32 protein-coding genes are annotated in these 25,313 nt (G+C 72.8%); 4 read left to right on the top strand and 28 right to left on the bottom strand.

Annotation, left to right across the window (positions count from 1 at the left end; genetic code table 11):
• Nucleotides 1–2: 2 nt before the first annotated feature.
• From MWN33_RS13275 to MWN33_RS13295, 5 genes are all read right to left on the bottom strand, one after another.
• Entirely contained in the window at nucleotides 3–1,388 is a 1,386-nt protein-coding gene (locus tag MWN33_RS13275) for an ATP-binding protein (RefSeq protein ID WP_247201486.1), read from the bottom strand.
• Nucleotides 1,388–2,074, bottom strand: coding sequence for a response regulator transcription factor (locus MWN33_RS13280; protein WP_247201487.1), 687 nt, complete (start codon nucleotides 2,072–2,074; stop codon nucleotides 1,388–1,390). Before MWN33_RS13280 ends, MWN33_RS13275 begins: the two co-directional genes overlap by 1 nt.
• Before the next feature lie 69 nt (nucleotides 2,075–2,143).
• Nucleotides 2,144–2,455, bottom strand: a complete 312-nt coding sequence (locus MWN33_RS13285) for a hypothetical protein (protein WP_247201488.1) — start codon at nucleotides 2,453–2,455, stop codon at nucleotides 2,144–2,146.
• Nucleotides 2,456–2,634: 179 nt separating this feature from the next.
• The gene (locus MWN33_RS13290; RefSeq protein WP_247201489.1) at nucleotides 2,635–2,883 is read right to left on the bottom strand and encodes a hypothetical protein; all 249 of its coding nucleotides are present in this window, start codon (nucleotides 2,881–2,883) and stop codon (nucleotides 2,635–2,637) included.
• Nucleotides 2,880–3,668, bottom strand: coding sequence for a glycoside hydrolase family 108 protein (locus tag MWN33_RS13295; RefSeq protein WP_247201491.1), 789 nt, complete (start codon nucleotides 3,666–3,668; stop codon nucleotides 2,880–2,882). The genes MWN33_RS13290 and MWN33_RS13295 overlap by 4 nt, the downstream gene beginning before the upstream one ends.
• A gap of 144 nt (nucleotides 3,669–3,812) precedes the next feature.
• Here MWN33_RS13295 and MWN33_RS13300 point away from each other — a divergent pair, with 144 nt between their 5' ends.
• On the top strand, nucleotides 3,813–4,322 hold the full coding sequence (locus tag MWN33_RS13300) for a hypothetical protein (protein WP_247201493.1): 510 nt from the start codon (nucleotides 3,813–3,815) through the stop codon (nucleotides 4,320–4,322).
• A 39-nt stretch (nucleotides 4,323–4,361) separates the two neighbouring features.
• On the opposite strand, the gene MWN33_RS13305 is transcribed toward MWN33_RS13300, so the two are convergent.
• The 15 genes from MWN33_RS13305 to MWN33_RS13375 all read right to left on the bottom strand — a co-directional run bounded on the left by MWN33_RS13305 (nucleotide 4,362) and on the right by MWN33_RS13375 (nucleotide 16,187).
• Nucleotides 4,362–4,649 (bottom strand): hypothetical protein, encoded by a 288-nt coding sequence (locus MWN33_RS13305; RefSeq protein ID WP_247201495.1) that lies wholly within the window; start codon nucleotides 4,647–4,649, stop codon nucleotides 4,362–4,364.
• A complete protein-coding gene (locus MWN33_RS13310) occupies nucleotides 4,646–5,536 on the bottom strand; it encodes an arabinofuranosidase catalytic domain-containing protein (RefSeq protein ID WP_247201496.1) in 891 nt (296 codons plus the stop codon). The genes MWN33_RS13305 and MWN33_RS13310 overlap by 4 nt, the downstream gene beginning before the upstream one ends.
• A 1-nt stretch (nucleotide 5,537) precedes the next feature.
• Nucleotides 5,538–5,843 carry a spike base protein, RCAP_Rcc01079 family gene (locus tag MWN33_RS13315; RefSeq protein ID WP_247201497.1) on the bottom strand — a complete coding sequence of 102 codons (306 nt, stop codon included), beginning with the start codon at nucleotides 5,841–5,843 and terminating at the stop codon, nucleotides 5,538–5,540.
• Nucleotides 5,844–5,864: 21 nt separating this feature from the next.
• The gene (locus MWN33_RS13320) at nucleotides 5,865–6,551 is read right to left on the bottom strand and encodes a DUF2793 domain-containing protein (protein ID WP_247201499.1); all 687 of its coding nucleotides are present in this window, start codon (nucleotides 6,549–6,551) and stop codon (nucleotides 5,865–5,867) included.
• 25 nt (nucleotides 6,552–6,576) lie between these two features.
• Nucleotides 6,577–10,488 (bottom strand): baseplate multidomain protein megatron, encoded by a 3,912-nt coding sequence (locus tag MWN33_RS13325; protein ID WP_247201501.1) that lies wholly within the window; start codon nucleotides 10,486–10,488, stop codon nucleotides 6,577–6,579.
• A gap of 195 nt (nucleotides 10,489–10,683) precedes the next feature.
• The gene (locus MWN33_RS13330; protein WP_247201503.1) at nucleotides 10,684–11,121 is read right to left on the bottom strand and encodes an NlpC/P60 family protein; all 438 of its coding nucleotides are present in this window, start codon (nucleotides 11,119–11,121) and stop codon (nucleotides 10,684–10,686) included.
• Nucleotides 11,121–11,984 carry a DUF2163 domain-containing protein gene (locus tag MWN33_RS13335; RefSeq protein ID WP_247201505.1) on the bottom strand — a complete coding sequence of 288 codons (864 nt, stop codon included), beginning with the start codon at nucleotides 11,982–11,984 and terminating at the stop codon, nucleotides 11,121–11,123. The genes MWN33_RS13330 and MWN33_RS13335 overlap by 1 nt, the downstream gene beginning before the upstream one ends.
• Nucleotides 11,981–12,622: a DUF2460 domain-containing protein gene (locus MWN33_RS13340; RefSeq protein WP_247201506.1), complete on the bottom strand. Its 642-nt coding sequence runs from the start codon at nucleotides 12,620–12,622 to the stop codon at nucleotides 11,981–11,983. Before MWN33_RS13340 ends, MWN33_RS13335 begins: the two co-directional genes overlap by 4 nt.
• Nucleotides 12,623–13,225: a phage tail tape measure protein gene (locus MWN33_RS13345; RefSeq protein ID WP_247201508.1), complete on the bottom strand. Its 603-nt coding sequence runs from the start codon at nucleotides 13,223–13,225 to the stop codon at nucleotides 12,623–12,625.
• 190 nt (nucleotides 13,226–13,415) lie between these two features.
• Nucleotides 13,416–13,619 (bottom strand): rcc01693 family protein, encoded by a 204-nt coding sequence (locus MWN33_RS13350; protein WP_343313179.1) that lies wholly within the window; start codon nucleotides 13,617–13,619, stop codon nucleotides 13,416–13,418.
• Nucleotides 13,616–13,999, bottom strand: a complete 384-nt coding sequence (locus MWN33_RS13355) for a gene transfer agent family protein (RefSeq protein WP_247201512.1) — start codon at nucleotides 13,997–13,999, stop codon at nucleotides 13,616–13,618. Before MWN33_RS13355 ends, MWN33_RS13350 begins: the two co-directional genes overlap by 4 nt.
• Before the next feature lie 163 nt (nucleotides 14,000–14,162).
• Complete coding sequence (locus tag MWN33_RS13360) at nucleotides 14,163–14,570, bottom strand: phage major tail protein, TP901-1 family (protein ID WP_247201514.1); 408 nt, start codon at nucleotides 14,568–14,570, stop codon at nucleotides 14,163–14,165.
• A 234-nt stretch (nucleotides 14,571–14,804) separates the two neighbouring features.
• The gene (locus tag MWN33_RS13365; protein WP_247201515.1) at nucleotides 14,805–15,221 is read right to left on the bottom strand and encodes a DUF3168 domain-containing protein; all 417 of its coding nucleotides are present in this window, start codon (nucleotides 15,219–15,221) and stop codon (nucleotides 14,805–14,807) included.
• An 82-nt stretch (nucleotides 15,222–15,303) separates the two neighbouring features.
• On the bottom strand, nucleotides 15,304–15,624 hold the full coding sequence (locus MWN33_RS13370) for a head-tail adaptor protein (protein ID WP_247201517.1): 321 nt from the start codon (nucleotides 15,622–15,624) through the stop codon (nucleotides 15,304–15,306).
• The gene (locus tag MWN33_RS13375) at nucleotides 15,621–16,187 is read right to left on the bottom strand and encodes a head-tail connector protein (protein WP_247201518.1); all 567 of its coding nucleotides are present in this window, start codon (nucleotides 16,185–16,187) and stop codon (nucleotides 15,621–15,623) included. Before MWN33_RS13375 ends, MWN33_RS13370 begins: the two co-directional genes overlap by 4 nt.
• 302 nt (nucleotides 16,188–16,489) lie before the next feature.
• Here MWN33_RS13375 and MWN33_RS13380 point away from each other — a divergent pair, with 302 nt between their 5' ends.
• From MWN33_RS13380 to MWN33_RS13390, 3 genes are all read left to right on the top strand, one after another.
• The gene (locus MWN33_RS13380) at nucleotides 16,490–17,221 is read left to right on the top strand and encodes a S1 family peptidase (protein WP_247201520.1); all 732 of its coding nucleotides are present in this window, start codon (nucleotides 16,490–16,492) and stop codon (nucleotides 17,219–17,221) included.
• Between the two features lie 329 nt (nucleotides 17,222–17,550).
• A complete protein-coding gene (locus tag MWN33_RS13385) occupies nucleotides 17,551–17,769 on the top strand; it encodes a hypothetical protein (protein WP_247201522.1) in 219 nt (72 codons plus the stop codon).
• Between the two features lie 121 nt (nucleotides 17,770–17,890).
• Complete coding sequence (locus MWN33_RS13390; protein ID WP_247201524.1) at nucleotides 17,891–18,103, top strand: hypothetical protein; 213 nt, start codon at nucleotides 17,891–17,893, stop codon at nucleotides 18,101–18,103.
• Nucleotides 18,104–18,187: 84 nt separating this feature from the next.
• On the opposite strand, the gene MWN33_RS13395 is transcribed toward MWN33_RS13390, so the two are convergent.
• The 8 genes from MWN33_RS13395 to MWN33_RS13430 all read right to left on the bottom strand — a co-directional run bounded on the left by MWN33_RS13395 (nucleotide 18,188) and on the right by MWN33_RS13430 (nucleotide 25,199).
• A complete protein-coding gene (locus tag MWN33_RS13395) occupies nucleotides 18,188–19,435 on the bottom strand; it encodes a phage major capsid protein (protein WP_247201526.1) in 1,248 nt (415 codons plus the stop codon).
• A gap of 199 nt (nucleotides 19,436–19,634) precedes the next feature.
• Entirely contained in the window at nucleotides 19,635–20,219 is a 585-nt protein-coding gene (locus MWN33_RS13400; protein WP_425532005.1) for an HK97 family phage prohead protease, read from the bottom strand.
• On the bottom strand, nucleotides 20,216–20,413 hold the full coding sequence (locus MWN33_RS13405) for a hypothetical protein (RefSeq protein WP_247201528.1): 198 nt from the start codon (nucleotides 20,411–20,413) through the stop codon (nucleotides 20,216–20,218). Before MWN33_RS13405 ends, MWN33_RS13400 begins: the two co-directional genes overlap by 4 nt.
• The gene (locus MWN33_RS13410) at nucleotides 20,410–20,598 is read right to left on the bottom strand and encodes a hypothetical protein (RefSeq protein WP_247201530.1); all 189 of its coding nucleotides are present in this window, start codon (nucleotides 20,596–20,598) and stop codon (nucleotides 20,410–20,412) included. Before MWN33_RS13410 ends, MWN33_RS13405 begins: the two co-directional genes overlap by 4 nt.
• Before the next feature lie 235 nt (nucleotides 20,599–20,833).
• Nucleotides 20,834–21,991 (bottom strand): phage portal protein, encoded by a 1,158-nt coding sequence (locus MWN33_RS13415; protein ID WP_247201532.1) that lies wholly within the window; start codon nucleotides 21,989–21,991, stop codon nucleotides 20,834–20,836.
• 81 nt (nucleotides 21,992–22,072) lie between these two features.
• Nucleotides 22,073–23,407 (bottom strand): DNA-packaging protein, encoded by a 1,335-nt coding sequence (locus tag MWN33_RS13420; protein ID WP_247201534.1) that lies wholly within the window; start codon nucleotides 23,405–23,407, stop codon nucleotides 22,073–22,075.
• Nucleotides 23,373–23,954 carry a hypothetical protein gene (locus MWN33_RS13425; protein ID WP_247201536.1) on the bottom strand — a complete coding sequence of 194 codons (582 nt, stop codon included), beginning with the start codon at nucleotides 23,952–23,954 and terminating at the stop codon, nucleotides 23,373–23,375. Before MWN33_RS13425 ends, MWN33_RS13420 begins: the two co-directional genes overlap by 35 nt.
• A 198-nt stretch (nucleotides 23,955–24,152) precedes the next feature.
• On the bottom strand, nucleotides 24,153–25,199 hold the full coding sequence (locus MWN33_RS13430; RefSeq protein ID WP_247201538.1) for a hypothetical protein: 1,047 nt from the start codon (nucleotides 25,197–25,199) through the stop codon (nucleotides 24,153–24,155).
• Nucleotides 25,200–25,313 lie beyond the last annotated feature (114 nt).

Below are 25,313 nucleotides of genomic sequence, written 5' to 3' on the forward strand. Positions count from 1 at the left end.
CCTCAGGCTGCGGGAAGCCGCACGACGCAGCGCAGGCCGCCGAAGGGCGAGCGGCCCAGCGACAGCCGCCCGCCATAGAGCGCGGTCAGTTCCGAGACGATGGAGAGCCCCAGCCCCGAGCCCGGCACGGTCTCGTCGAGCCGCTTGCCGCGCTTGAGCGCCTCGGCCTGTTCCGCCGGCGTCAGGCCCGGCCCGTCATCGTCGATGACGATCTCGAAATAGTCCCTCTCGCCGAGGACCGCCGGCGCCGGGGCGACCGTGATCTCGACCAGCGTGCGCGCCCATTTGCAGCCATTGTCGACGAGGTTGCCGACGATCTCCTCCAGATCCTGCCGCTCGCCACGGAAGCGCACGCCCTCCGTGACCTCCGCTTCCACCGCGACGCCCTTGCCGCGATAGACCTTGCCGAGCGTGCCCGCCAGCCGCTCGACGATGGGGCCGACCTCCTCCACCGTGGTGACGACGGTGGCGCGCGCCGCCATGCGGGCGCGCTCCAGATGATGGGCCACCTGCCCTTTCATGATTTCGGCCTGCTCGCCCACCTTGGCGGCGAGCGCGTCGTCGGGCGCCAGCGCGCCGGCGCGCGCGGCCTCGTTCTGCAGCACGGAAATCGGGGTCTTCAGCGCATGAGCGAGGTTGCCGACATGGGTGCGGGCGCGCTCGACGATCTCGCGATTGGTCTCGATCAGCGCGTTCACCTCGGCGGCGAGCGGGGCGATCTCGACGGGATAATCGCCCTCGATGCGGTCGGCGCGTCCGGTGCGCACGGCGTGCAGGGCGGCCAGCATGCGCTTGAGCGGGCGCAGGCCGAACAGCACCTGGAAGACGAGGGTGAGCAGGAAGGCGCCGCCCAGAATCGCCAGCGTCACCTGCAGCGCGCGGTCGAAGGCGGCGACCTCCTCTTCGATCTCGCCGGCATCGGCCGCCACCGACACGGCGTAGCGTCCGTCCTCGCCGAGATCGACCACCCGCTCGACGATGCGCAGGTTCTGGTCCGAAGGCCCCTTGCCATAGCCCTCGCGCAGGCCCGACAGGTCGGGCTGGCCATCGCGCTCGAACAGCAGCGGCAGCGTGCCCTCGGGCAGCGAGCGCGAGGTCTTCACCTGCCGCGCCGGCCCGTCGGTGCGGGTGATCTGCCAGTACCAGCCGGAAATGGGGAAGTTGAACAGCGGATCGCCGAGCGTGGTCGGCTCCGGCATGGTGCCGGAGGCCGAATTGGCGACATCCGCCACGATGGTCTTGAGATAGACGTCGAGCCGCTGGTCGAAGGCGCGCTCCACCGCGTCGCGATAGACCGAATGCAGCGCGAAGCCGGTGATCAGCAGCACGCAGACGCTGACCACCGTGGCCGAGGCGAAGAGGCGGAGCGCCAGCGAGCCGGCGCGCATCAGCGCGGGCTTTCCTGACGCGGATTTTCCGGCGGCACCAGCAGATAGCCGAGCCCGCGCACGGTCTGGATCACGTCGACATCGAGCTTTTTGCGCAGCCGGCCGACAAAGACCTCGATGGTGTTGGAATCGCGGTCGAAATCCTGATCGTAGAGATGCTCCACCAGCTCGGTGCGCGAGACCACCCGCCCGGTGTGGTGCATGAGATAGGCGAGCAGCCGGTGCTCATGCGAGGTCAGCTTCACCTGCTTGCCGTTCACCGTCACGCGGCCCGAGCGCGTGTCGAGCATGACAGGCCCGCAGGTAAGTTCGCTCGCCGCATGCCCGGCCGAGCGCCGCAGCAGCGCGCGCAGGCGCGCCAGCACCTCCTCCATGTGGAAGGGCTTGGCCACATAATCGTCGGCGCCGGCATCGAAGCCCTGCACCTTGTCGCTCCAGCGGTCGCGCGCGGTGAGAATCAGCACGGGCATCTTGCGCCCGTCGCGCCGCCAGGCCTCCAGCACCGAGAGCCCGTCCATCTTGGGCAGGCCGATGTCAAGCACCACCGCGTCATAGGGCTCGGTGTCGCCGAGGAAATGGCCTTCCTCACCGTCATAGGCACGGTCGACGGCATAGCCGGCATCGACCAGCGCCTCGTGGAGCTGCCGGTTGAGATCAGGATCGTCCTCGACGACAAGCAGGCGCACGTTCTCTCCCCAGGCTTGCCCGCGCGACGCAGCGCGGCGCGGGGAGAATGCCATTGCGGGGCGAGGATGTCAGGAGGAAGGCGCCGGCCGGCCTTCGCGCCAGGCGAGCCATGTCACCGTGACGAAGGCGCCGAACCACGAGCCGCAGGCGGCGAACAGCACATAGACCCATTCCTGGGTGTAGCTGATGACCGCGAAGGCGGAGAGCAGATACCAGCCGGCGCTCCAGTTCGCCGCCGCGACGCGCCGGCGGGCGACGATGGCGGCGTTGAACAGCACGTAGACCGTGTCGGTGGCGGCGGTGAACACGAACACCGCCGCCGCCACCAGCGGGTCGATGGAGGACAGCGAGGCGGTCAGGTCGAGCGCATGGGACGTCATGGAACAGGCTCCGCGGGACGGACCCGGCCGCCGGGATCGGGCGGCACGCACCATCCTACCGCGTCCCGCGCCACCCGCAGAGCGCCTTTCCCACCGCATTATGCGCCTTCACCTGCCGGATGGTCGGGTCGGTGTCGGCCATCGCCCAGGAGATCGGGCGAAAGGCGCCGCACGCGCCTCTAGTCGCGGCGGAAGGCGTCGTCGTCGCGCAGCCGGCGATCGTCGCCATTGCGCCGGTCAGCGTCAGCACGCGCGCGATCCGCGCGCTCGATCGTCTCCACCACATCGCGTTCCCCTTCCAGCCGGCAGGCCTCGCGGCCCTCGCTGCGTCCCTTCAAATAGATCCAGCCCGCCGCCGCCAGCAGGGCGAGGGCGAGCGCGCCGGTCCGCCCGAGCGGGCTCACCAGCAGGCCGAGCAGCGCCGTCATCGCGCGCCCTCCCCGGCGAGGCGCCGCAGCGCGCCGTGCAGCGTCAGCCCGACGCCGGCCAGCACCAGCGCGGCGAACAGCCATCTCAGCGGGCCGGCATAGGCGGCGAGCGGGGCCAGCCGGTCGGCCTGCTCGGCCACCATGGCGCCCAGCGTGCCGGTGCCAGCGACGAGCCCGCCCGCCCCTTCCGGCGTACGCGAAAGGCGGGTATCGGCGGGGCGCGCCCTGCCGCCGGAAGCCTGCCGGGCCAGCGGCGCGGAAGCGGCCCCACGCGCCATCGCCGTGGCGGCGGCCCGCACCTCGCCGACGCGCCGCATCCAGCCAGCGCCGAAGGTCGGGTAGGTCTTCAGGCCCCGCAGCATGGCGAGCCGGCGCGCGCAGACCGCCTCGACCAGCGCCGGGGGGTCGGCGTCCGCCAGCGCGGCGAGCGTCACCTCGCCGATCTCGCCGTCGGCGAAGACGCCCAGCGCGCGCTGGAGCCATTTCGCCGCCTGCGCCGGGCCGGAGTTCACCGCCGCGTCGAACACGCAATAGTCGATGCCGGCCGGCAGTTCGTCGGCGCGCACCGCCTCCCAGTACTGCCGGCGGTAGATCGCCTCGATCTCCCCGGGCTCGATCAGGCGGACGGGCCGCGCGGGCGCGCCGCGCCGGCGGCGCCAGCCGTCATAGACGCGCTGGGTCACACCCTTCATGGTCGCCCCGCCAGGGTCGGCGGGATGGTCGGCATAGCCGCCCTCATGCGCGAGGACGCGGCTGAGCGCCTCGTCGAAGCTCGACGCGGTCATAATGGCCTCGCAAAAAGCAGGAAAATTGTGAATTAACGATTCATTAACTACGCCACTACCGGGACACGGTTGCGCTGCGGCAAGGTTTGCCGGACGATTTCCCCTCGAAGTCAGTGGGTTCCGCCACAAGGGAGTTCCGCCGGCATGCCCAGGGAAGACAATCTCGTCGACGACCTGAGGAATATTTTTGATGATGCACGCCGCAGCTCCGGACAGGTGCAGGCGGAAGCGCTTCTCGCCGCCGCGCCGATCACGCTGCGCGGCGAGGATCGCGTGCTCGGCTACATGCGCGACCGGCTCAGCCAGGACAGCTATCGCGCCATCTGCCGTGCCATCGGCGAGGAGCTCGACCGGCTCAATGGCGAGATCACCCGCCTGCGCCGCTTCGAGCGGATGTCGGCCGTGGTCGAGGAGGCGCGCAGCCGCATCGCCGCCGGCCCGGTGCTGACGCCGCGCGCGCCCTCGCCGACGGTATCCCGGCCCTCCGGCTTCATCGGCCCCCGTCTTCCCTCGGCCAGCCGTGCGGCGGCGGGCACGCCGTCCGGCGCCGCCTCCGGCACGACGACGACCGCCGCGACGGCAGCGCGCATCGCCCGGCCGTCGGCGCCTCCCGCGCGCCCGGCCGCGACCGAGGTCCCCGGCCCCGCCGAGTAAATCGCCGCCGACAAGTCCGGGCGCGGGCCGCCATGGGCCTCAGGCGTCGCCGCCCTCCCACTCCGCCGCCGGCAGTTCGTCGAGCAGCGCCTCGCGTTCCCCGGAGGTCAGCAGCCCGTCATAGGCTGCCTGGCTGAGGCTGAGCCCGGCCTCGCCGGGCGTTGCGGGGATGCACAGCGCCGCACGCCCGTCGGGATGGTTGACCAGCGGCCAGAGCGCCTCGGTGAGCGGCCCGTCCGGCTCGCCCGACTGGCGCAGCGGCGCAAAGGCGGCGCGCGAGCGTGCCCGCGCTTCCTCCGTCGTCGGCAGGATCAGATAGCGGCTCATGCGGCGATCCTCGCAAGGGCGCCGTCGAGCGCGGCGATGTCGAGCGGCTGGCGGGACAGGACGAGCGCCTGCAGGCTTCCCTGAAAGCGGTTGCTGCCGCCCGAGGTCGGCGCCCCGATCCGCGCCAGCGACCCCCCGTCCGCATCGGCGGTCGGCAGCGCGGCGTTGAGCGGCCCGGTGGTGATCGCGCCGTCGGTCGCCACGTCGATCTGCCCGGCGGAGAGCCGGGCGCGGCCGATCAGCCGCCGCGCGGTGCCGCGCGAGCGCGAGATGGAGATGGGCGAAGCGCCGGAATCGGCCGGGCGGGCGTAGTAATAGGTGCCGCCGGGCGGCACGAGCTGGAGAGCGATACGCGCCACCGAAACGCTCGTCGTCGGCGCGTAAAACAGTTGCTGGATGCTGCCGGGCCCGATGGTCGCGACGCCCAGCACGGCGGCGGCGGTAAAGGCGCCGGCATTGCGCGCCAGCCCCGTGCTGCCTCCGATCTCCAGATAGTCGTCTCCGCCGTCGAAGGCGAGCGCCGCGCCGCCATTCGCGCCGAGCTCGGGCACGCCGGCCTCGACGAGGCGCGGCTGCGCGGCGGCGCTGGTCTGCACCGCGTGCCGCCCGTTTCCGGTCTGGTCGTACCAGGCGACGACATAGGCCGAGGCGCCGCCGACGAAGGCGAGCAGCGCGGCGGCGTCGAGGCTTTCGCCGGCGAAGCCGATGTCGAGCTGCCCGTTGTCGGAGGCGCGGCGCACCCGCAGGCACGGCCCGGCATAGGTAGAGGCGAGGCGCTTCACGCCGAACGCGGCCTCGATCCGCCCGGCGAAGGCGTCGAGCGGGGCGGGCGGCGCCGCCAGATGCCGGCCGGCAAGGTCCAGCCGTAATGCGAAGGACGCCGCCATCTCAGTCGATCCGGTGGATGACGAGGCCGGCCGTGGTGCCGGTTGCCAGCACCCGCCGCACCAGGAATTCGAGCACGCTCGCCTGGCCGGGCGGCACCGGCAGGGTCAGCGGCGCGTCATCCGCCGCGTCGACGGGCAGGATGCGCACCTCGGCGCTGGCCAGCGTCGCCGGGGCGAAGACCCGCAGGCGCGCGTAGCGCGGCAGGTCGGCGGCATCGTCCGGCACCACCGGCGCGCCCGCGCGGCCGAGCGCGGCGGGCGAGAGGGCGCGGCCGCGCCAGGGGTCCTTGGCGGGATCGTAGGGCATCGTGTGTCTCCGGGGTTGGGATCAGATGTCGAAGGCGAGGTAGGAGAGGACGAGGCGCACGCGTCCGCCGGTGAAGGCGCCGCCCAGCGCGGTAACGCGCAGCGGCGTGTCGGCATAGAAGGCCTGCGGGCCGATGACGCCGATATTGGTGGCGCCCGGCACGACGCTCAGCAGCCCGCCGAATTTCGAGGTCTCGCCGGCGATGCCGACCTCATAGGCGGTGGCGCCCGTCACTGCCGCCAGCGTCCGGCTCGCCACGGCGAGGCCGATGGCGCGGTTCGGGATGACGAGCTCCGTCTCGACGAAGGCGCCGGCGAGGTCGAGTTCCTCCTCCTCGGCAGCCAGCCGCACGCCGCCGCCCGGCGTCGCCGCCAGCAGGTCGCGCCAGTTCGTGCCGTCATGGATCAGCGTGCGCCCCTCGGCCGCGACATGGGCGCGCCAGCCGGCGCCGGGCGCGAGGAAACGCCAGCCGGCGTCGAACAGCGCCACCTCGCCCGCGTGTCCGGCCCAGTCGCCGGTCGCGCCCGCCGCCACGATGTGCCGGTCGCCCGGCACGGGATCGGCCGGCGGCGCCGTGCGGGTGCGGTCATGGACGCCAAGCTGCGCCAGCGCGTCGAGCCGCAGCAGCGCCTCGTTATGGGTCACGTGCTTCTGCGCCTGCGCCGCCGCGATCAGCGGCAGCGCCAGCAGGGGGGTCGTCTCGCTCATGGCATTTCCTGTCTGTGGACGGGGGTCAGACCGCCAGCCGGGTCTCCAGCGCCGCCCCGGCGCCGACCTCGGCCGAGAGCTGGACGACGCGGATATCGAGGAAGGACTGCGGGGCGCCGAAATCGGCGATCTCGTCGGTCGCCGCATAGAGGACGGAGGGGGCGGACGTCGCGAGGCGGCGCACCACCGCCTCCCCGTCGAGGATGGCGACCTCGTAGGCCTCGACGGTCTCGCCGAGCGGCACCTCGAAAAGGTCCCAGGAATCCCCGCCCCCGCGTGTGCGCCGTGTCCAGCCCAGCACTACCCCTTCCGGCGTGCGGCGGGCGCGGGCATGGACGGGGGCGAGCGGGCGCAGCGCCTGCGGGCCGGCCATGGCGGCGATCTCGGTGACGGCGGGGTCGCCATGGTCGCGATCCGCCCGGCCGACGCGCAGCAGCAGCGCGCGGCCGAGCATGTCGAGCCCGCCCGCGACCGGGAGGAGATTGGCGTCGAGACGGATCAGCCGCGTGCCGGCAGGCCAGGGCGCGGCGGCGCGCGCCTCGGTGCCGAGCTGGCCGCGCAGCAGGCCGGAAAGCCGCCAGCGCCGTTCGCCGATCAGCTCGGCCTCGGCGAACTGGATCGCCTCCACCTCGCCGGAAGGCGCGACCAGCGCGAGCGCATTGGCCCCGCCCAGCACCGCCTCCTCGCTGGCGGCGGCGATCAGCCCGCCATCGAGCTCGATCTCGAGCCTCGTCCGGCTCCAGCGCCAGCACGGGCCGGGCGGCAGATCGGCGAGCGTCGCGCCCGTCACCGCCGGAGCGGGGATGGTCGCGACGCGCTCGAAGCTCGCCCCGTCCACCGCCCGCCACACGGCCAGGCTCCCCGGCCACGGCGCGAGGAACGCACCGAGCCAGGCCAGCACCGGCCCCGCCTCCCCGCCCGGCAGCGGCAAGGCGACAAGCTGCACCTGCGGCGGCCCGTCTCCGGCCGGCATGTCGAGCGTGACCGGCCGGGCCGCCTGCACGGCGAGGTCGAACACGGCGGGGTCGATGCTGCGCGCGCTGACGAGCCGCGCCTCGCGGTCCTCGATCGCGGTGATCTCCATGAGCCGCGCGCGTCCGTCGCGCTCGATGCGCAGCAGGTCGCCCGGCTCCAGCGCCAGATGCGAGGGCGGCAGCGTCAGGCTCAGCGTGTCGCGCCCGGCCCAGATGTCCTGTAGGAAGCGGTCGGCAAGTCCCGCCGCAAATCCGGGATCCGTCACCATGGCGACGTCGAGCCCGGTGGCCGCCCGTGCCGCGCCGGCAAGCCGGCGGGAGGAGGCGGTCGCGCGCCGGTAGTCGCCATTGCCGTCGATGAAGCCGAGCGTCGCGCTCGCCGGCAACTCGCCCTCGGCGGCGCGCACGAAGCGCGGCGGCGCGATGTCCTCGCCGGCGGCGATGTCCTCGTCGGTGATGAGTGCGCGCACCCGCCCGCCGCGCCGGCGCAGCGCCAGCCCCTCGCCGCGCTCGACGAGATCGAAGGCGAAGGCCCGCGCCAGAGGTTCCAGCGCCGCCCGCGCCGTCATCGGCCGGTCCACGACATAGCCGTCGACGACGCCGGAAAGCGCCGCCGCGTCGATAGCCTCCACGCCGAAATCGGCGGCCAGCGCGGCCGCCAGCTCCGCGAGCGGAGCGGCGCCGAGCCGGCCGCTCAGCCAGTGGCCGGTCTCCCAGTTCGCCCCGTCCGCCCACACGTCGCGGGCGAGCGGGAACACCGGGAAGGGCCGCGCGTCCCAGCTCCAGGCGAAGATGCCCGCCGGCTCGATCATCCGCCCGCCGGGCAGCGCGGGCGCCGCCGGGTTGAGCGCGGCCGAGGTCGCAAAGCCCGTCAGCGTCGCCTCGATCAGCCGGCGCTGCATCAGGTCGTCGCGCCGTCCGCTGGAGAAGGGCGGCAGGCCGCCATCGGCCGATTTGGCGTCGGGGAAGACGCTTGGCCGGTTGGCTCCCTTGTCGACCGCCGGGCAGCCGATCTCGGTGAGGCGCACCGGCTTGGAACCCGGCAGCCAGGCGGTCGGCGCCGCCTGCCGCACGCCGCCGACGCGCTCGTGATGGGCCTGGCTCCACCAGCCGGCAATGTCCTTCTGGCGGAACACCCAGGGCTCGCCATAGGCGCCGTCAGTGATGGGAAACCGCGCCTGCGCGGCGCGGGCGGCCTCGTCGGCGTAGTACCAGTCGAAGGCCTCGCCCGCGTTGAGGTTGCCCGCGAGATAGGCCGGATCGTGCAGGCTCTCATGGTCCTGCGCGTCGAGATGGGCGTCGCCGTCGCGCCAGTCCGCGAGCGGGGGATACCAGTCGATGCCGACGAAATCGAGCGCGGGCGCGGCCCAGAGCGGGTCGAGCGGGAAGCGCACCTCCGCCCCGCCGTCACGCACATCGGCGCCGTATTCGGCCCAGTCGGCGGCGTAGCCGACCTTGGTTCCCGCCCCGACGATGGTCTTCACCTCGCCCGCCAGCGCGGCGAAGGCGGCGGCGGCGGGATAGGTTCCCGGCGCCGAGCGCACGCGGGTCAGCGCCGTCATTTCGGAGCCGACGAGGATCGCCTCCACCCCGCCGGCCAGCACGGAAAGCCGGGCATAGTGCAGCGCCATGCGGCGCAGGGACCATTCCTCCGGCCCGGAATAGACGACGCGTCCGCCGAGAACGCTGAAATGCGCCGCGCTCGCCGTGCCGAACAACGCCGCGACCTGCGTGCCCGCCGCCGCCGTGCCGTCCGGCGAGCCGGGCCGGCCGGGCGCGGGGTGGCAGGTGATGCGCCCGCGCCAGGGATAGGCCGGCTGGCTCGCCTCCCCGCTCCACGGGTCGGGGCGCGCATTGCCGGCGGGAATGTCCATCATCACGAAGGGATAGAGCGTCACCGCCAGCCCGCGCGCCTTCAGCGCCCGGATCGCCTCGACCACGCTGTCGTCGGAGGGCGTGCCGCCATAGGCCGGGCGTCCCTCATGCTGGCTGACGAGGGTGGCAGTCTCGCGCAGCTGCCCCGCCACCCGCCAGGCGACGTTGAACGGAAAGATCTGCGTCGGCTTCACGCGTCGCTCGACGCCGGGGCGCACCCGGCAGGTGCCGGCCCGCAGGTCGTCGCCGAACCAGCTCACCACCAGCGCCACCCGCTCCAGATTGGGACAAGTCGCGAGAAGCTGGTCGAGCGCGGCGGAAAAGTCGCTGGCATGGGTGGCGACGTGCCGGTTCTCCGGCTGGTAGACGCCGGGCCGGTCGACCCGGACCACCTCGCGCGGATCGTAGCCGAATTCGGTGGCGCCGGGGATCAGCGTCACCGCGCGCAGGTCGCGCTCCAGCGTGCCGACCGCCCGCTCCACCTCGACCGATATCTGCGGCAGCCGGTTGCCGAAGGAGGCGAGCGCCAACCGCTCGAAAACGAGATAGGCGAGGCCGCGATAGGCCGGCGCGCCCGGCACGCGCGCCTCGATCAGCGGGTCGGGAAGCTGGTCCTCGCCGCCCAGATGCCGACGCACCACACGCCAGCGCGTATCGAGCAGCCGCCCGTCGGCCCAGATGCGGCCGATCCGCGTCACCGGCCCCTCGCACAGGCCGACGGCGAAGCTGCCGAAATAGCTGTAGCTGGTGGTGGAGACGCCGCCCGCCCCCGCGCCGATGCTGCCGCCCTTGCCGCCGCCCGATTGCGTCTGGGTGGAGACCACCTCCTCCACCGGCGCCGCCCAGATCACCTGGCCGGAGAGCCGGGCGCGGCCGTAGAGGCGCGGCATCGCCGCCCCTTCGGTGGACGTCATGGTGCCGAATTCGGCGAGGCGCGGCCCCTCGACCCGGCGGCCGGGGTTCAGCACCAGGCTGTCGACCGCCGAACCGCCGAGCGCGCCGAGCGCCCGCCCGGCCAGCGCACCGACCGGCCCGAACAGCGCCCCGCCGACCGCCCCGCCAAGGGCGCCGAGAATGAGTGTGGCCATGAGGGCTCCGATTCAGGGAAGGGTCGTCGTCCGGGATCGCGGCATCGACAAAGAAGCTCGTCATGGCCGGGCTTGACCCGGCCATCCACGTCTTTGGCGCAAAGGAGCCGTGGATCCCCCGTCAAGCCCGGGGGTGACGGTGTGCGGGAGGATACCGGGCAGGAATAACAATAGCCGGGGGCCCCACTGAACGCCTCACGTCCCCGGAAAGGCGAAGGCGAAGGCCAGCCGCCGGCGCCACCAGGGGGCGAGGCACACCTCGGCCGCCGCCGCCCCGTCATGGGCGTGCACCATGCGGTCCGGCGCGACGAGGATGGCCGCATGCTTGGCCGGGAAGCCCGCGCGCCAGCGGAACAGCAGCACGTCGCCCGGCACGATGGCCTCCGGCGCCACCGCGCGCATGTGGCGGCCGGCGGCCTCCGCCATCTGCTCGGCCTTCGTCGCCTCCGCCCAGTCGGGCGCGTAGGGCGGCAGGTCCTGCGGCTCGGCGCCGATCACCGCCCGCCACACGCCGCGTACCAGCCCGAGGCAGTCCGCCCCCTGTCCCTTGCAGGACGCGCGGTGCAGATAGGGCGTGCCGATCCAGCCGCGTGCCTCGGCGACGATCGCCGCGCGCGCCTTGTCCGCGTCCATCACTGGCCCCCCGGCATGGCGACGCGCAGCACCGCGTCATTGCCCGGCATGTCGGGAAAGCCGCGAAAGTTCGACGTGTTGGCGAAGCGGTCGCGGCAGGTCTCGAAGCGCCGGTCGCAGCCGGCGGTCACGGTGAAAGCGTCGCCGGACGCGAGCGGCTCGGGCGGACGCTGCCACAGCTCCAGCCGCGTGCCGGCGTCGCGCCCATGCGCCTTCACCTCGGTGGCGAAGCCAGCACTTGCGCCCCCGGTGAAGACGAGCCGCCCTTGCGCGAACCAGCCCGCCACATAGGCGTCCAGCCCCTCCGCGGCGAACAGGCCGGGCCCGAGCACCGACGCCACCGTGCCCTCAGCGCGATAGGCGGGATCGTCCAGCGCCACCTTGCAGCGCGCGTCACCGAGGTCCGCGTCGCAGCCGGCAGTGAACAGCCGGCCGCGCACCACGTTGAGCGCCGCCGAGAGGCCGCGTAGCTCGGCATGGAAGCTGCCGCCCTCGCGCCGCACCTCGCCGAGATGCGCCCGGCGCAGCACGAGGAAATTCTCCGGCGCCGACCAGTCCACGAGGATCAGCTCGATCGCCGCTCCGTCGTAGCGGCCGGCGTCGAGATCGGCCTCGTCGATCAGTTCGGAGGTCAGCGCCGCCGACATCTCCCCGCCGCCGACGGCGAAGCCCAGCGCGTTCGCGTCCTCGCTGCCGGCCACGCCCGAGGCGGCGCGAAAGAGCGTGCCGTCGACGAACAGCTCCGCGTCATGCTCGGTGAGGCCGATCACCGCGCCGTCGCGTCGGGTCAGCCGCCAGCAGCGCGCCAGCGTCGTCGCTCCTCCCGCCAGTGCGGCGGCGAGCCCGTCCGGAATGTCTCTCACGGCCGTATCTCCAGGATCGGGATGCGCGGGATCGCCCCCGCCTCGAAGGCGGTGAGGTTCACCTCCAGAAAATCGGTGTCGAAGCGCGCCGGCACGTCGAACAGGAAGCCCGCCGTCACGTCCGCGCCCTCGGCGGGCACATGGCCGGCGAGAAAGGTGAGCGCGCCGGTGGTCACGTCGAGCGCGAAATGCACGCCCTCGGTGCGCTCGGCCCCGCCCACCGCCACCCGCACCGAGCCGGCCACCGGCTTGGCGATGGGCCGCGTATAGGGCGCGTGGTCACCGCCATAGGTCTTGGCGAGGGTGAAGACCGCACGCACGCCGTCGCCGGTGCCGAGCGGCTGGTCGAACGGGGTCACCGCTTGGCCCGGCGCGGCGGAGGAATGGTCCAGCCGGTCGCGCCAGCGGAAGCCGTAGAGCCGCCCGCGCCGCTCCTCGAAGAAGGCGACGACGGCCGAGAGCTGGGGGAGCGAGGTCACGCCATAGCCGGCATCCCAGCGCCGGCGCGAATGGGCGAGCCGCGTGTTGCGCTCCTCGCGGCCGGTCAGCGTGGTGACGATCTCGGTCGCCCGCTCCGGCCCGCCCGCCGCGCCGAGCGCGATGTCGAGCGGGAACAGCGTCTCGTGGAAGGCGGGCATCTAGAGGCTCCTTTCCCCGCGCGCCACGGCGCGGGCGACGAGGCCGGCGAGATAAGCGTCGGAGCGGCGGAACGAGGAGGCGTCGGGCGTGGCGACATTCACCGTCACGTTCATCGAACGGCCGCCCGCTCCGCTCCCGGCGGCGACGCCGAGCCGTCCGTCCGGCCCGCGCCGCAGCGGCAGGATCGCCTCGGCGCCGGCCTCGCCCATCAGGCCGAGGGCGCCGCCCGCCATCGGGAAATAGGTCGGCGCGGCCACCACCCCGCCCTGCGCGAAGGGCACGACGCGGCCATGGGCGAGCGCAGCGCCCTTCGCGAAGCCGAACGCGCTCCCGAGCCCGCCCAGCGCGCCCTGCAGCAGCCCGGCGACGCCCTGTTCCAGCGGCCGGAAGGCGACGTCGAGCGCCAGCGAGGAGAGCCGGCCCGCCAGCGCGCGCAGCACGTCGTCGGCCTCGCGGCCCTTCAGCGCCGCCCCGGTCAGCGCGTCGCCGACCACCCGCCCGAAGCCGCGCGCCAGCCGCTCGGCCTCGGCGATCTCGCGGCGGAAGGCGCCGGTGTCGGCGGCGATCTCGACGGTGAGCCCGTCCTCCATCTCGTCGGCCATCTTCTCCTCCCTCGCTCGCATGCCCGTTTCAGATATCGCCCGCCGTGGCGGCGGTTTTCCCCCCGGGTCCCGGATCAACGTTCCGCCTGCGGCGTCACTGGTCCGGGACACGAGGGAACACGTTTCCCGGACAAGGTGCGCCTCGCGCACCGCCGATCCGGGACCCGGCGAAGATTCTTCGGCCACCCGCTCAATCCGGGAACCGCGCCATCAGCGCATCGAGCGCGGCGCGGCCGAGCGGCACGCGGACCGGCCCGGTAGGGCCGAGCGCGGCGGCGAGCTCGCGCGGCGTCATGCGCCAGAAATCGCGCGGGGAAAGCTGCAGCCGCCCGAGGCCGAAGGCCATCGCCTCCGCCCAGGGGAAGGCCCGGGGAAGGGCGGCGCCGCCGGTCACGTCGCCGGCGGCGGTTGGGGCAAAGGGGCGCGGGCGGCCTCCCCGCCCATGCCCGCGTCGGACCCCGCATCGGCAGCCCCGAAGGTGGCGGCGATCAGCTCGCCGACGAGGCGCGCAAAACCCGCCGCCCCGCCGGGCGTGGTCATGCGCGCCACTTCCTCCTCGGCGACGCTCTCCCCCGCCCCGCGCAGCCCCGCCGCCACGATGCGGATGGCGTCACGGGCGGACAGGCGCCCGCCGGCGAAGCGGCCGGTGAGCGCGACGAGATCCTCGGCGCCGAAGGCGTCCTCAAGCTCCGCCAGCGCGCCGAGCGTCAGCACCAGCGTGCGACGCCGCCCGTCGAGCTCGGCGGAGATTTCCCCGCGATGCCGGTTCGTCATGGTCGCTCCCTTTGAAGGATCGGAGGGAAGCCGTGTGCAGCGGTGCTCAAGAAAGCACCGTCATGGCCGGGCTTGATCCGGCCATCCACGTCTTCCCAGTGCGCAAAAAGTCATGGATCCTCGGGTCATGCCCGGGGATGACGGCGCTCGGGGCGGGACCGCCTCACAGCGCCGCGAAGGTGATCTCGCCGGCGCTCTCCAGCGCGATGTCGAACGTCACCTCGCGGTCGTGCTCGGCGGCGATCTCCAGCGCCGTGATCTGGAACGGGCCGGTCAGCGTGCCGAAATCGGGCACCACGATCTGCGTGTTGCGGATCGTCCCGTCGAAGAAGCTCTGGCGGATCAGCGCGTCGGAGGCGGCGTCCTTGAACACGCCCGAGCCCGCCACCGAGGCGCGCTTCACTCCCGCGCCGGCGAGCAGCTCGCGCCAGCGCCCGGCGCTCTCGGCATGGGTCACGTCCACCGGCTCGGTGTTGAACGCGATCTGCCGCGAGCGCAGCCCCGCCACCGTGGCGTAGGCTGCCCCGTCATGGATCTTCAGCAAGAGGTCCTTGCCCTTCTGTGCCGCCATCGGCCGATCCTTTCCTTGCGCTCGCCCGCAACGGGCGGTATTCAGAGATGGTTAACCCTGTCGGTGTAGATTTGGCGAGGAAGGCCGGCAGACGAGGCGTCGAAAACATCCTCCAGGCTTCGCGGATCGATTCCGCAAACCCCGCCAAGTGACTTCATCTTCGGATTCAACTTCACGCGGATTCGCGAGTCGTCGGAATCGCTTGCGCGCGAAAGCTCGCGCGGGCGGAAAATCTCAATCGGTTTCCGTCACCGCCCGGAAACGCATCAGCGCGCGATAGGTCCGCCCGCCGGGTTCACGCCGAATCTCGGCGCCTGTGATGCGCAGATTGACCAGCCGGTGCCCCTCCAGCGCCAGCGGCGCGTCGTGCAGCACCTGCTGCACCAGATGGGCGATCGCATGCGCCTCGCCATGCCCGCCCTGCCGCGACCAGGCGGCGAGCGTGATGCGATGTTCCAGCCCGCTCTCGGTGGCGGTCGACCAGTCGCTCACCTGCGCCTCGCCGAGCGTGACATAGGGAAATTCCGGCGCCGCCGGCGGCACGTCATGCACCCGCGCGCCGCCCAGCGCGGCGAGCAGCGGCCCGTCCGCGAGCAGCGCCGCGTGGATCGCCCGGCGCAGTTCCACCGCCGCGCCCGTCAACGTGACCATCGCCGCCTCCCCGTCACCCGCTCGCCCATCGCGGCGAGGCGCCGCCTAAGCGCCTCCAGCCCCCTCACCCGCACCTCGAACCTCACGGCGTTTCCTCCCGGCAGTCGCAGACGAGGAAGCGCCCGCGATTGTCGGGATCGCGCACCGCCTCGACGAGGAGGCGCCGCGCCCCCGACCTCAGCCGGTCGCCCGGCTGAAGCGTCGCCGGCGCGCGCACCGTCACCGCATGGGTGAGCACGGCGCCGGGCCGGTCGGCGATCTCACCGGGCACGGCGCGCGTCTCGATAGCGGCCCACAATGCGTCGACCGCGATGAAGGCGATGGTCGTCCCGCCCAGCCCGTCCGGCGTCTCCACCGGCGTCTCGTGCACCAGCCGGTGCCGCAGCGAACCGAGCGCGCTCACAGCCGCGTCACCCGGTAGGGCACGACCAGCGCGTCGAGCCGGGCGGGAAAGGCCGCACCCGGGCCCGGCACATCGCGGTGCTCGTAGAAATGCGCCAGCACCACCCGCACCGCCTCGACGAGCGGCGACGGCACGTGGTCGGCGGTGGGACCGTGGCCGGCGATCACATCGAGCGCAATGCCGGCAATGGGCCGGCCGGGCGCCGGCACCGCGCCGCGCTCCACCCGGACCACGCCGGGAAGGCGTGACGTGTCGGCCGTGAAGGCGCCGAGCGGCACCTCGGCCTCGCGGCCGGCCGCGTCGATCACACGGGCGGCGATCACCTCGCGCAGCGGGTTCACCGGCACCGCGATCAGCCCGGAAGCCGGCCAGGCGTCGCGCACGAGGCGCCAGCTCTGGTCGATCAGCACCCGGCGGGTCAGCGCCTCCACGGTCGCCCGCGCGGCGGTGATCAGCGAGGCGATCAGCGCGTCCTCGGCCTCGTGGCCGACGCGCAGATAGGTCTTGGCCTCGGCGAGCGTCAGCGGCTCGGCCGTCGGCCCGGCGAGAAGGATCGCGGGCATGGTGCCTCTCTGTTGAATATGTGCGATGCGCGAGACGCTCCGCGTCCCGGCCACGTAGCGGCAGGCCGCCGGCGCCCGCGTGTCCCGGCCCAGTGACGCCGAAAGGCGGAACGCCGCGCCGGGACCCAGCACAACACCCTTCGGCATTACCGCCTCCGGAGCGCCACCCCTCCGCCCCCTGGGTCCCGGATCGGCGCGACGCTGCGCGCCGCTTGTCCGGGAAACGAAGGGTCTTGCCGGCGCGCGATTGACGTTGCGGGCAGGCGCGGCCACAACGGCGCGCCCTTGTCTGGAACGAGCCGATGCGCCTCCTCATCTCCCCCACCTGCCTCGCCGTCGCCCTCGCCTTGGCCCTCGCCACCCCCGCCCGCGCCATCGTCGGCGGGCAGCCGGCGGATCCGGCGCTGAAGGCGGAGACGGCGATGATCGTCTCGACGCGCGGGGCCTCCTGCACCGGCGTGGTGCTGGCGCCGAACCTCCTGCTCACCGCCGCTCATTGCGTGCAGCCGGCGGCCGATTACGCGGTGGTGGTGTTCGCGCCGGAGGGGCCGCGCCTCATCCCGGTCAGCCGCATCGCGCTGCACCCGGCCTATGATCCCAATTCCTTCGAGAGCCGCCGCCCGACCCCCGATCTCGCGGTGGTGCGCGCCAGCGAGAACCTGCCCGAGGGCTTCCGTCCCGCGCGGCTTTCCGCGCAGGTCGCCCTGCCGGCGAAGCGCACCGCCTTCACCATCGCCGGCTACGGCGTGACCAAGGACGGCGACGGCAAGTCGGCGGGCACGCTGCGCAGCGCCGAGTTGCCGAGCATCGGCACGACGGGCGGCATCATGGTGCGCCTGTCGGACGGGCCGGCGCGTGGCGGCTGCACCGGCGACAGCGGCGGTCCCGTGCTGCTCGACGGCGAGGTCGCGGGAATCATCGGCTGGTCGACGGCGGCGGGCGGCGCGCGCGGCTGCGGCGGCGTCACCGGCGCCACGCTGGTCGGCCCGCAACGCGCCTGGATCGACGCCACGGTGCGGGGAATCGCGCGCTGACGAGGCGCCGCAGGCGCCCGAAAGCGTCGCTATCTTAAGAAAGATGGCAGGCCGGCACCTTTTTACAGGGCCCTGACGGGGGGCGGCCGCAGGCGCGCCCGGCCCAGCGGGACGCTACGTTTCCAGCGCATACGATCTTATCGGAAAGGGTCGTTGGTAGGCACTCAATCTGGCTTTCGCCAGAGTCGAACACGCAGAGTTGTTTGCATTAATGCAAACTTATGTGCGCCGCAACACAATTGGCGCTGCGCCGATGCCGGGATTAGCTTCTCCTCATGAAAACGGCGCGGCCGAAACGGGCCGCCCACCCACCATCAGGAGTGCTTACCATGAACAAGATCATCCTCGCCGCCGTGGCTCTGGCCACCTTCGGTTCGGTCGCCGCGCAGGCTGCCGGCCGCGATGCCACCCTCTATACCCGCATCAGCCCGCCGGCCCAGACGCAGGCGCAGGTCGTCGAGGGCCGCAATGCGGCCGTGTCCGCCCCGGCCGGCTCGGACGCCTACATCGCCCAGAGCGTCGAGGCGAACGCCCGCTCGACCAAGTGAACGGCTCGGCCGGCCCGGGTCTGACCCGGACCGGCCGCCCCGACCTTCCCTCCACGGGCATTCGCCCGATCCCGGCGCCCCGTTCGAGCGCGCGCCGGCCTAAACTCCAGGAGTGCTTACCATGAACAAGATCGTTCTCGCCGCCGTGGCCTTCGCCACGCTCGGTTCCGTCGCCGCGCAGGCCGCCGGCCGCGATGCCACCCTCTATACCCGCATCAGCCCGCCGGCTCAGGCGCAGGTCGTCGAAGGCCGCAACGCGACCGTCAACACCCCCACCGTGTCGGACGCCTACATCAACCAGACCGTCGAGCAGAACGCCCGCTCGACCAAGTGAGCGGACGCCTGACGGACTGAACCGACTGACTGACCGTCGTCGAAAAAGGGGGCGCTCCCGCGAGGGAGCGCCCTTTCTTTCTGTTCAGGCCGCGAACTTCAGCAGCTTGATGGCGTCGAAATCCTGCACGCCGCCGCCCACCCGCTTGGTGGTGTAGAACAGCACATAAGGCTTGGCGGAATAGGGATCGCGCAGCACCCGCACCCCGGCCCTGTCGACCACGAGATAACCGCGGCGGAAGTCGCCGAAGGCGATGGAGAGGCTGCCGGCCTCGATGTCCGGCACGTCCTCCGCCTCGTGCACGGGGAAGCCGAGCAGACTCGGCTGCGCCCCCGGCGCGGTGGGCGGCGCCCACAGATACTGGCCGTTCTCGTCCTTCAGCTTGCGCACCGCGCCCTGCGTGCGCCGGCTCATCACGAAGCTGCCGTTCTGCCGGTAGCCGGCCTTCAGCGCATAGACGAGATCGACCAGCGGGTCGGAGGGGCTGGCGGCGGGAAAGTCGCCGGCCGCGCCGGTGGCGACGAAGCCGAGCTTGCCCCACGTCCAGGCGTTCTCCGCCACGCTGTCATAGGCGAGAAACCCCTTCGGCTTGCCCACCCCGTCGCCGGCGATGAAGGCGGAGCCCTCCTGGCTCGCAAAGGCGGCCTCCACCTCGATGGCCAGCCACTCGTCGATATTGACCGCCGTATCGTCCAGCAGCGTCTGCGTCGCCGCCGGCATGGCGTAGAGCTCCATCGCCGGGAAGGCGAGTTCGTCCAGCACCGGGCTGGCGGTCTGCGCGCGGGCGCCGGTCTCGGCGACCCAGCCGACCGCCGGGCCGGAGGTCATGAACGGCTTCTTGTAGGTGCCCTGCGAAATGGTGCGCACATCGGCGATGGCGCGGATCGGCGACAGCGCGGTGAGCCGGCGGCCGATCTCGCGCTCGGTCTCGTGCGGCACGGTGTAGCCGCCGTCCGCGCCGACCCCGGCGGAAAGCGCCTTGGCCTCCAGCCGCTTCAGCCCGGCCGCCTCGCCGGTACGCACATAGGATTCGAAGGCGTTCTTGTGCTCGCGCGCCGCCAGATCGTTCGCGAGGTCGCCGCCCCCGCCCAGCGCCGGGCGGCGGGCCTTGAGCACCAGCTCGTCGATCAGCGCCTTCTGCGTGTCGAGCGCGGCGCCGATGCGCTCCACCTTGTCGGCGGTCACGGCGTCGCCGCCGCGCCGCTCCAGCTCGCCAAGCCGCTGGTCGTTGGCGTCCTTGAACGCCTCGAAGGCGCCCATGAACTCCTCGAAGGCCGCCGAGACCTCGGGGCCGACGGACTTCATCTCGGGTGAGGGATTGCTCGGCTGCATGTGGTTCATGTCCTGTTTGGGAAAAACGAACGAAAGCGCCCCCGTTCCCCGGACAAGCCACGCGTCGCGTGGCGCCGATCCGGGAGTCCAGGGGAAATCTTCGGCCGAACCCTTTCGCTGGGTCCCGGCGCGGCGCTCCGCCTCGGCGTCGCTGGGCCGGGACACGGGCGCTACGCGCCGATCCCGCAGCCCGTACCCCTCACGCCATCGCCGGCCGCGACCCCGGCAGGGCCCGCAGGCGGCGGGCGCCGCGGCGTATGGTCGAGGCGAGCGTGCCGTCGCCGCGCTTCACCGAGGCGACCCGCGCGTCCGGCTGCATGGGAAAGGTCACGATCGACACTTCCCACAGGTCGATATGCGAGAGGCGGCGCACCCGGGTGCGCGGATCGGTGCGCCCCTCCACCGTGCGGAAGCCGATGGACAGCCCGTCGAGCGCCCCGGCGCGCATCAGCGCCAGCACCTCGCGGGCGCGGGCGACATCGAGCGCCAGCCGGCCCCGCACGCGCAGCCCGACCGCATCCTCGGCAAGTTCCAGCCAGGTGCCGATCGGCTCGGCCGGGTCGTGCTGGAACAGCATGCGCACCCCGCCGGCCCCGCGTTCGGCGAGCGAGCGGGCGAAGGCGCCGGGCAGGATCAGGTCGCGGCCGAGATCGACGCGGCCGAACAGCGCCGCATAGCCCTCGAAGCTGCCGTCCGGAGCGACACTGGCGAGCGCGCCGGCCTGCGCCTTGGTCTGCAGCGGCGGCGCGCCGTGGCAGGCGAGCATCTCCACCCGCCCGCTCATGCGCCGTCTCCCCCGCTCCCGGCGCGGCGGGTGGCGGCGGTGCGCTCCAGCCGGCCGAAGGTCCGGTCGAGCGTGCGGCCGAACTGGCGGAACACCTGCGGTGCCTCGCCGGCGCGGTGCGGTGCCGGCAGCCGGGGCGCGAGCCCGTAGAAGCCGCCGGGCAGGAAGGCCCGGATGCGGGGTTTCGACGTCATTTCTCGTCTCCGAACAGGGCGTTGAAGCGCGCGATCTCGCGCACGAATTCGTCGAAGCGGCGCGCGGCGGCGGAGAGCTCGCGCATCGCCGCCGCCGCCAGCGCCGACGCGCCGAGCGCCCACAGCAGCAAAGCGAGATGGGCGATGTCGGCCTTCTGCGAGAAGGCGGTGAAGAGCGTCTGCATGGTTTGCCTCCCTGCGCGGGCGCCTTCCGACGCGTCTGGTCGTCATCCCGGCCGAAGCGAAGAGCCGGGATCGCGTGCCGAGGCAAGTGCGCCGTTCCCCGGACAAGCCACGCGCTGCGTGGCGCCGATCCGGGGTCCAGCAGAGACTCTTCGGCCGAAACCTTTTCGCTGGCCCCCGGATCGGCGTTCCGCCTCCGGCATCACTTGTCCGGGACACGGGTGAAGGTAAATCGCGCTACCCGCCCGCCCCGTAACCCACCGCCTGGCGCTTTTCGTCGTCGGTGAGGAAACTGGCCTCGCTTACCCGGCGCCACAGCGCCTCGCGCTCGCCGTGCAGCGCCTCCACCGCGTCGAGATCGGGCTCCAGCGACAGCCGCGCGGTGCCGAAGGCGGGCGCCAGCCACTGGCACAGCTCGCCGGCCAGCCGGCGCGCCAGCGGCAGCACGCTCTGGCGCCAGAGCACCCGGCTCGCCTCGGCGTAATTGGCGTAGGTCGCGTCACCGGGAATGCCGAGCAGCATGGGCGGCACGCCGAAGGCGAGCGCGATCTCGCGCGCCGCCGCGTTGCGCGCCTCAAGAAAATCCATCTCCTTCGGCGTCAGCGAGAGCGGGCGCCAGTCGAGCCCGCCTTCCAGCAGCAGCGGCCGGCCGGCATTGGCGGCACCGGCGAAATTCGCCTCCAGCTCCTCTTTCAGCCGGTCGAACTGCTCGTCGGAGAGGTTGCCCGCCCCGCCATAGACCAGCGCGCCGGAGGGGCGCGCGGCATTGTCGAGCAGCGCCTTGTTCCAGGCGCCGGCGGCGTTGTGCAGGTCGAGCGCCACCTGCGCCGCCTCCAGCGGCGGGGCGCCGTAATGGTCGTCGAGCGGGTTGAACAGCGCGACATGCAGGATGGGTGCGACAAGCTGCCCGGCCCCCTCCTGCGCGAAGCGCACGGTGCGCCCGCCGGCCGTGTAGTCATAGGCCTGCGGCCAGCCATCGGTGCCCGGCACCACCCGCATGCGGTCGGGGCGCAGCACATGCAGCTCGCGCGGCGCGCCGCCCAGCGCCACCGCCTCCACATAGGCGTTGCCGGCGATCATCAGATGGCTCGCCAGCGCCTCCATGAAGCCCGACCCGGACAACCGCGCATTGGGCCGCGCCATCAGGTCGAGAAGGGGATGGGCGAGGATCTCGCGCCCCTCCTCCATCAGCACGAGGCGCACCTCGCCGACGCTCTGGGCGATCAGCCGCACGCAGCGATGGGCGATGGCATTGCGCTGGTAGCCCTCGCGGGCCAGCGCGCCATAGTCGCGCGGCGTCCATTGCGGCCGCTGGCCGGAGAGCAGCGCCACCAGCGCCTGCGCCCGCGACGCCTTGGTGTCCGGCGCGGCACGGCGGAAGGAGAAGAGCTTCATCGAAGGGCTCCGGTTTGAAACAAGGCCGTCCGGGATGACGGCAATGACATGCCGACATGGGCATCGAGGCGCCCGAGTCCCTCACACCCGCCGCACGCGCGGCGCGGCGTCCTTGCCGGCGAGCGCCAGCGCGGTGACGGCCCAGACCAGCGCGTCCAGCCGGTCGGGCGAGCGGCCGCTCGACAGGCCGCCGGGGCCGAAATCGCAGAGTTCGTCCTCCAGTTCGGCAAACGCGCCGGCATGGCGCACGCGGCCCTGCTCGTAGAGCGCGGCGACCGGCTCGGCACGCAGCCACTTTCCGCGCGTGGCACGCACTTCCGTCACCGGCACGGCCGGGTCGAGGCCGGCGAGGATGGTGCGCACCATCTCCCCGCCCTGGTTGACCTCCACCACCACGCGGTCGGCCTCCAGCTCGTGGAACAGGGCGAGCGCCCGCGCGCCCCAGGCGTTCGGCGTCAGCCCCTGCGCGCTGGCATCGGCCAGCACATGCACGAGGCCCTCCGCGTCGATGCCCGCCGCGACCAGCCCGCAGGCATCGGCCCGCTTGCTTGAGGAGGCCGGCGGGTCGACCGCCACCACGATGCGTTCCATGCGGCGCATCAGTTCGGGCGTCGCCCTCACCCGTCCCGCCTCCAGCGCGGCGCGGTTCCACAGCGCGTCGGGGCGGTCCTCGATCAGTTCGCCGTCGAGCTCCTGCCGGCCGAGCCGGGTGCCGGCATAGCGGCCGGCCACGGTCTGCAGAAAGCCGGGCGCCAGATGCGCGGCGTTCTCCGCCGTACCCATGCGCGTGACGGCCGTGCGCGGGTCGGCGAGCAGCGCACGCACCAGCGCGGTCGGGCGCGGCGTCGTCGTCGCCATCTGGCGCGGCCGGGGGCCGAGCCGAAGGCCGAACTGCAGCATGTCGAAGGCGGCCTGCGCGTAGCGCCACTTGGCGATCTCGTCGCACCAGGCGGCGTCGAATTGCGGCCCGCGCAGGCTTTCCGGGTCGTCGGCGGAAAAGCCCTGCGCGATGGCGCCGTTCGGCCATTCGAGGCGCCGGCGCGTCGGCTCCCAGCTCGGGCGCTCGGCGCGCGGATGCACGGCGAGGAGGCCCGAGACGCCCTCCACCATCACCTCGCGCAGGTCGGCAAGGCTTTCCGCCACCAGCGCGATGCGCCGGGCCGGCGGGCCGAACAGCGCGGGCTCACGGCCGAGCGCCAGCGCGCGCACCCATTCGGCGCCCGCCCGCGTCTTGCCGGCGCCGCGCCCGCCCAGCACCAGCCAGGTCAGCCAGTCCCCGCCGCCCTGCGCCGCGCGCGGCGGAAGCTGCGCCGGCCGGCCGAGCAGCGGCCAGTGATGCAGCAGCCATTGCGTGGTGTCCGGCGGCAGCGCGGCGACGAGATCAGGAAGCTTCCCGGCCCGCCAGCACGCGCTCAAGCGTGTCGCCAAGCTCGCGTCGGAAGGCGTCGGCATCGCGGCTGGCGTCATCCTCGTCCCCGTCCGGCCCGGCCTTGTCCAACGCCGCCAGCTCGCGCAGCGTGCGCACCAGCACGGCGAGCGTTCGCGCCGCGCGCTCGGCATCGGCCGGGCTCGCCTCCGGCGTCACGGCCGCGCCGCCGCCGAGCCCGATCAACCGCTCGATGGCGGCGATCTCGGCCTCGATGCGGTGGATCAGCCGCCCGATCAGCGCGCGGCGCGGGGCGGTCTCCCCGCCCGCTTCGGCCGCCGTCGGATAGTGGACGGCGGCCGAAGCGGGCGGCGGCGCCGGCCTGCCGGCCAGGGCGAGCGGCCGCGACGGCGAGTCGAGCCGGCGCGAGCGCCATCCCTCGCGGCGGGCATGGCGGAAAATGGTGGTCTTGTGGACACCGAGGAGCACCGCGATGCTCTCCACCGGAACGGCCGTTTCCTCATAGAGCCGCCGCGCCTCGACGAGGGCGGCCGGCGAGATGTTCCGCCCGCTCGGGGCGCTGCGCCCTGCCGACATGCCACCTCCGCCGATGAGCCCGGATAGGAAAGCCGGCCCGAAGGCCGGAGGCGCGCCGTGCGGCAGCGCCGGAAATCCCTGTCGCCCCGGCACCGAAGGCCCGCCCTCGACACAACTGTGGAGCATGAAGGAAAGCTACCCCGCCAGCGTCGCGCTGTCAAGGACTATTTTCCTACAATCTTCGATGTGCGCCGTGCGCTAGCGCGAAATACCGCTCGGCCGATAGTCGCGGCCGCGAGGGGTTGGCGGCGGCGGCGAGTAGCCCCCTCCACCGCCGCCGCCTCCCCCGCCCCCGTTCAGCGTATTGAAGATGTCGATGCCGAGCCCCACCCCGGTGATGATGTTGCCGAGGTCGTTGACGACGGAGCCGCCACCACCGCCTCCGCTGGTCTGGGGATAGGCGTCCTCCCCGGCGTCGTTCAGCCGCGTCTCCAGCGTGTTGCCGCAGGTGGTGCAGCAGTTCTCGCAGCCCGACCTGCCGTCGCGCCCCACGCCCCATTGCCGGGTCTGGCCGTCGCGCCAGGCGCCGAGGCAGATCTTCTCGCCGGGCTGGCAGGAAAGGCGGTACGTCTCCTCGACGGCGAGCCTGTATTGCCGGTCCGCCGCCGGCCAGAAGTGCCGGCGGCTCTTTGAGAAGAATTGCAGCCCGACCGTGTAGCGGTCGTCATTGTGGAGAATGAAGGTCGCGGTGCGGGCACGTTCGGCGGCGCGGCGGCTCTCCTCACGCTCGCGTTCCTCCTGCGCCATCACCTCGGCGAAGCCGCCGAGATGCTCCTCGCTCATTTCGAACGGATCGCGCGGCGCCTGCGCCTCCCGGGTATTCGGTGTGTCGACGCAATGCCAGCCGCCATCCACCTCGCGATAGGAGGCGTGCTTGCGCATCTCCTCGGTCAGCTTGTCCTGCTCGAAGGCTTCGATCAGCGCCTTGACCAGTTCCTTGCCGCGCCCCATCGCCACGTCGCGCGCGCCCTGCGAAGTGTCGCCGCGCGCGCAGGCGGTTCCCGCGAATTTCAGATAGGTGCCGGCGTTGTTCCAGTATTTGTCGAGCCCCACCAGCTTGAGTTCGTCCTCCTGTTGCGAGGTCAGCCAGCCGTCGATAGAGCCGACCTCGATATATTTGCAGGAGGCCTGCACGGCGCCGGCGTCCTCATAGGTGCATTCGCGCACGTCCAGGCGGGTCGTCGGCACATGCTTGTAGAGGCTCATGTCGCCCGCGACGGCGGCGCCCGCGCCAAGGAAGAGCACGGCCGGCGCCAGAGCTCTGGCCGTGACCCGAAGCGACCCCCACCTCATCATCCGCCCCCGCTTTTCGCTCGCATCCCCGGCGGCGCCGCTTCGACCGGCAACCGGCCAGCGTAG

Origin of the sequence: Ancylobacter koreensis (genome assembly GCF_023016525.1) — a bacterium.
GTDB classification, from domain to species: domain Bacteria; phylum Pseudomonadota; class Alphaproteobacteria; order Rhizobiales; family Xanthobacteraceae; genus Ancylobacter; species Ancylobacter koreensis.

Coding starts and splice junctions, on each gene's coding strand:
- MWN33_RS13310 (WP_247201496.1), bottom strand. CDS start 5,536: ATGGCGGCGTCCTTCGCATTACGGCTGGACCTTGCCGGCCGGCATCTG.
- MWN33_RS13285 (WP_247201488.1), bottom strand. CDS start 2,455: ATGACGTCCCATGCGCTCGACCTGACCGCCTCGCTGTCCTCCATCGAC.
- MWN33_RS13295 (WP_247201491.1), bottom strand. CDS start 3,668: ATGACCGCGTCGAGCTTCGACGAGGCGCTCAGCCGCGTCCTCGCGCAT.
- MWN33_RS13345 (WP_247201508.1), bottom strand. CDS start 13,225: ATGGCCGACGAGATGGAGGACGGGCTCACCGTCGAGATCGCCGCCGAC.
- MWN33_RS13330 (WP_247201503.1), bottom strand. CDS start 11,121: ATGGACGCGGACAAGGCGCGCGCGGCGATCGTCGCCGAGGCACGCGGC.
- MWN33_RS13360 (WP_247201514.1), bottom strand. CDS start 14,570: ATGGCGGCACAGAAGGGCAAGGACCTCTTGCTGAAGATCCATGACGGG.
- MWN33_RS13400 (WP_425532005.1), bottom strand. CDS start 20,219: ATGAGCGGGCGGGTGGAGATGCTCGCCTGCCACGGCGCGCCGCCGCTG.
- MWN33_RS13385 (WP_247201522.1), top strand. CDS start 17,551: ATGAACAAGATCATCCTCGCCGCCGTGGCTCTGGCCACCTTCGGTTCG.
- MWN33_RS13325 (WP_247201501.1), bottom strand. CDS start 10,488: ATGGCCACACTCATTCTCGGCGCCCTTGGCGGGGCGGTCGGCGGGGCG.
- MWN33_RS13365 (WP_247201515.1), bottom strand. CDS start 15,221: ATGGTCACGTTGACGGGCGCGGCGGTGGAACTGCGCCGGGCGATCCAC.
- MWN33_RS13380 (WP_247201520.1), top strand. CDS start 16,490: ATGCGCCTCCTCATCTCCCCCACCTGCCTCGCCGTCGCCCTCGCCTTG.
- MWN33_RS13320 (WP_247201499.1), bottom strand. CDS start 6,551: ATGAGCGAGACGACCCCCCTGCTGGCGCTGCCGCTGATCGCGGCGGCG.
- MWN33_RS13275 (WP_247201486.1), bottom strand. CDS start 1,388: ATGCGCGCCGGCTCGCTGGCGCTCCGCCTCTTCGCCTCGGCCACGGTG.
- MWN33_RS13410 (WP_247201530.1), bottom strand. CDS start 20,598: ATGCAGACGCTCTTCACCGCCTTCTCGCAGAAGGCCGACATCGCCCAT.
- MWN33_RS13375 (WP_247201518.1), bottom strand. CDS start 16,187: ATGCCCGCGATCCTTCTCGCCGGGCCGACGGCCGAGCCGCTGACGCTC.
- MWN33_RS13395 (WP_247201526.1), bottom strand. CDS start 19,435: ATGCAGCCGAGCAATCCCTCACCCGAGATGAAGTCCGTCGGCCCCGAG.
- MWN33_RS13355 (WP_247201512.1), bottom strand. CDS start 13,999: ATGACGAACCGGCATCGCGGGGAAATCTCCGCCGAGCTCGACGGGCGG.
- MWN33_RS13315 (WP_247201497.1), bottom strand. CDS start 5,843: ATGCCCTACGATCCCGCCAAGGACCCCTGGCGCGGCCGCGCCCTCTCG.
- MWN33_RS13305 (WP_247201495.1), bottom strand. CDS start 4,649: ATGAGCCGCTATCTGATCCTGCCGACGACGGAGGAAGCGCGGGCACGC.
- MWN33_RS13340 (WP_247201506.1), bottom strand. CDS start 12,622: ATGCCCGCCTTCCACGAGACGCTGTTCCCGCTCGACATCGCGCTCGGC.
- MWN33_RS13415 (WP_247201532.1), bottom strand. CDS start 21,991: ATGAAGCTCTTCTCCTTCCGCCGTGCCGCGCCGGACACCAAGGCGTCG.
- MWN33_RS13300 (WP_247201493.1), top strand. CDS start 3,813: ATGCCCAGGGAAGACAATCTCGTCGACGACCTGAGGAATATTTTTGAT.
- MWN33_RS13405 (WP_247201528.1), bottom strand. CDS start 20,413: ATGACGTCGAAACCCCGCATCCGGGCCTTCCTGCCCGGCGGCTTCTAC.
- MWN33_RS13290 (WP_247201489.1), bottom strand. CDS start 2,883: ATGACGGCGCTGCTCGGCCTGCTGGTGAGCCCGCTCGGGCGGACCGGC.
- MWN33_RS13390 (WP_247201524.1), top strand. CDS start 17,891: ATGAACAAGATCGTTCTCGCCGCCGTGGCCTTCGCCACGCTCGGTTCC.
- MWN33_RS13425 (WP_247201536.1), bottom strand. CDS start 23,954: ATGTCGGCAGGGCGCAGCGCCCCGAGCGGGCGGAACATCTCGCCGGCC.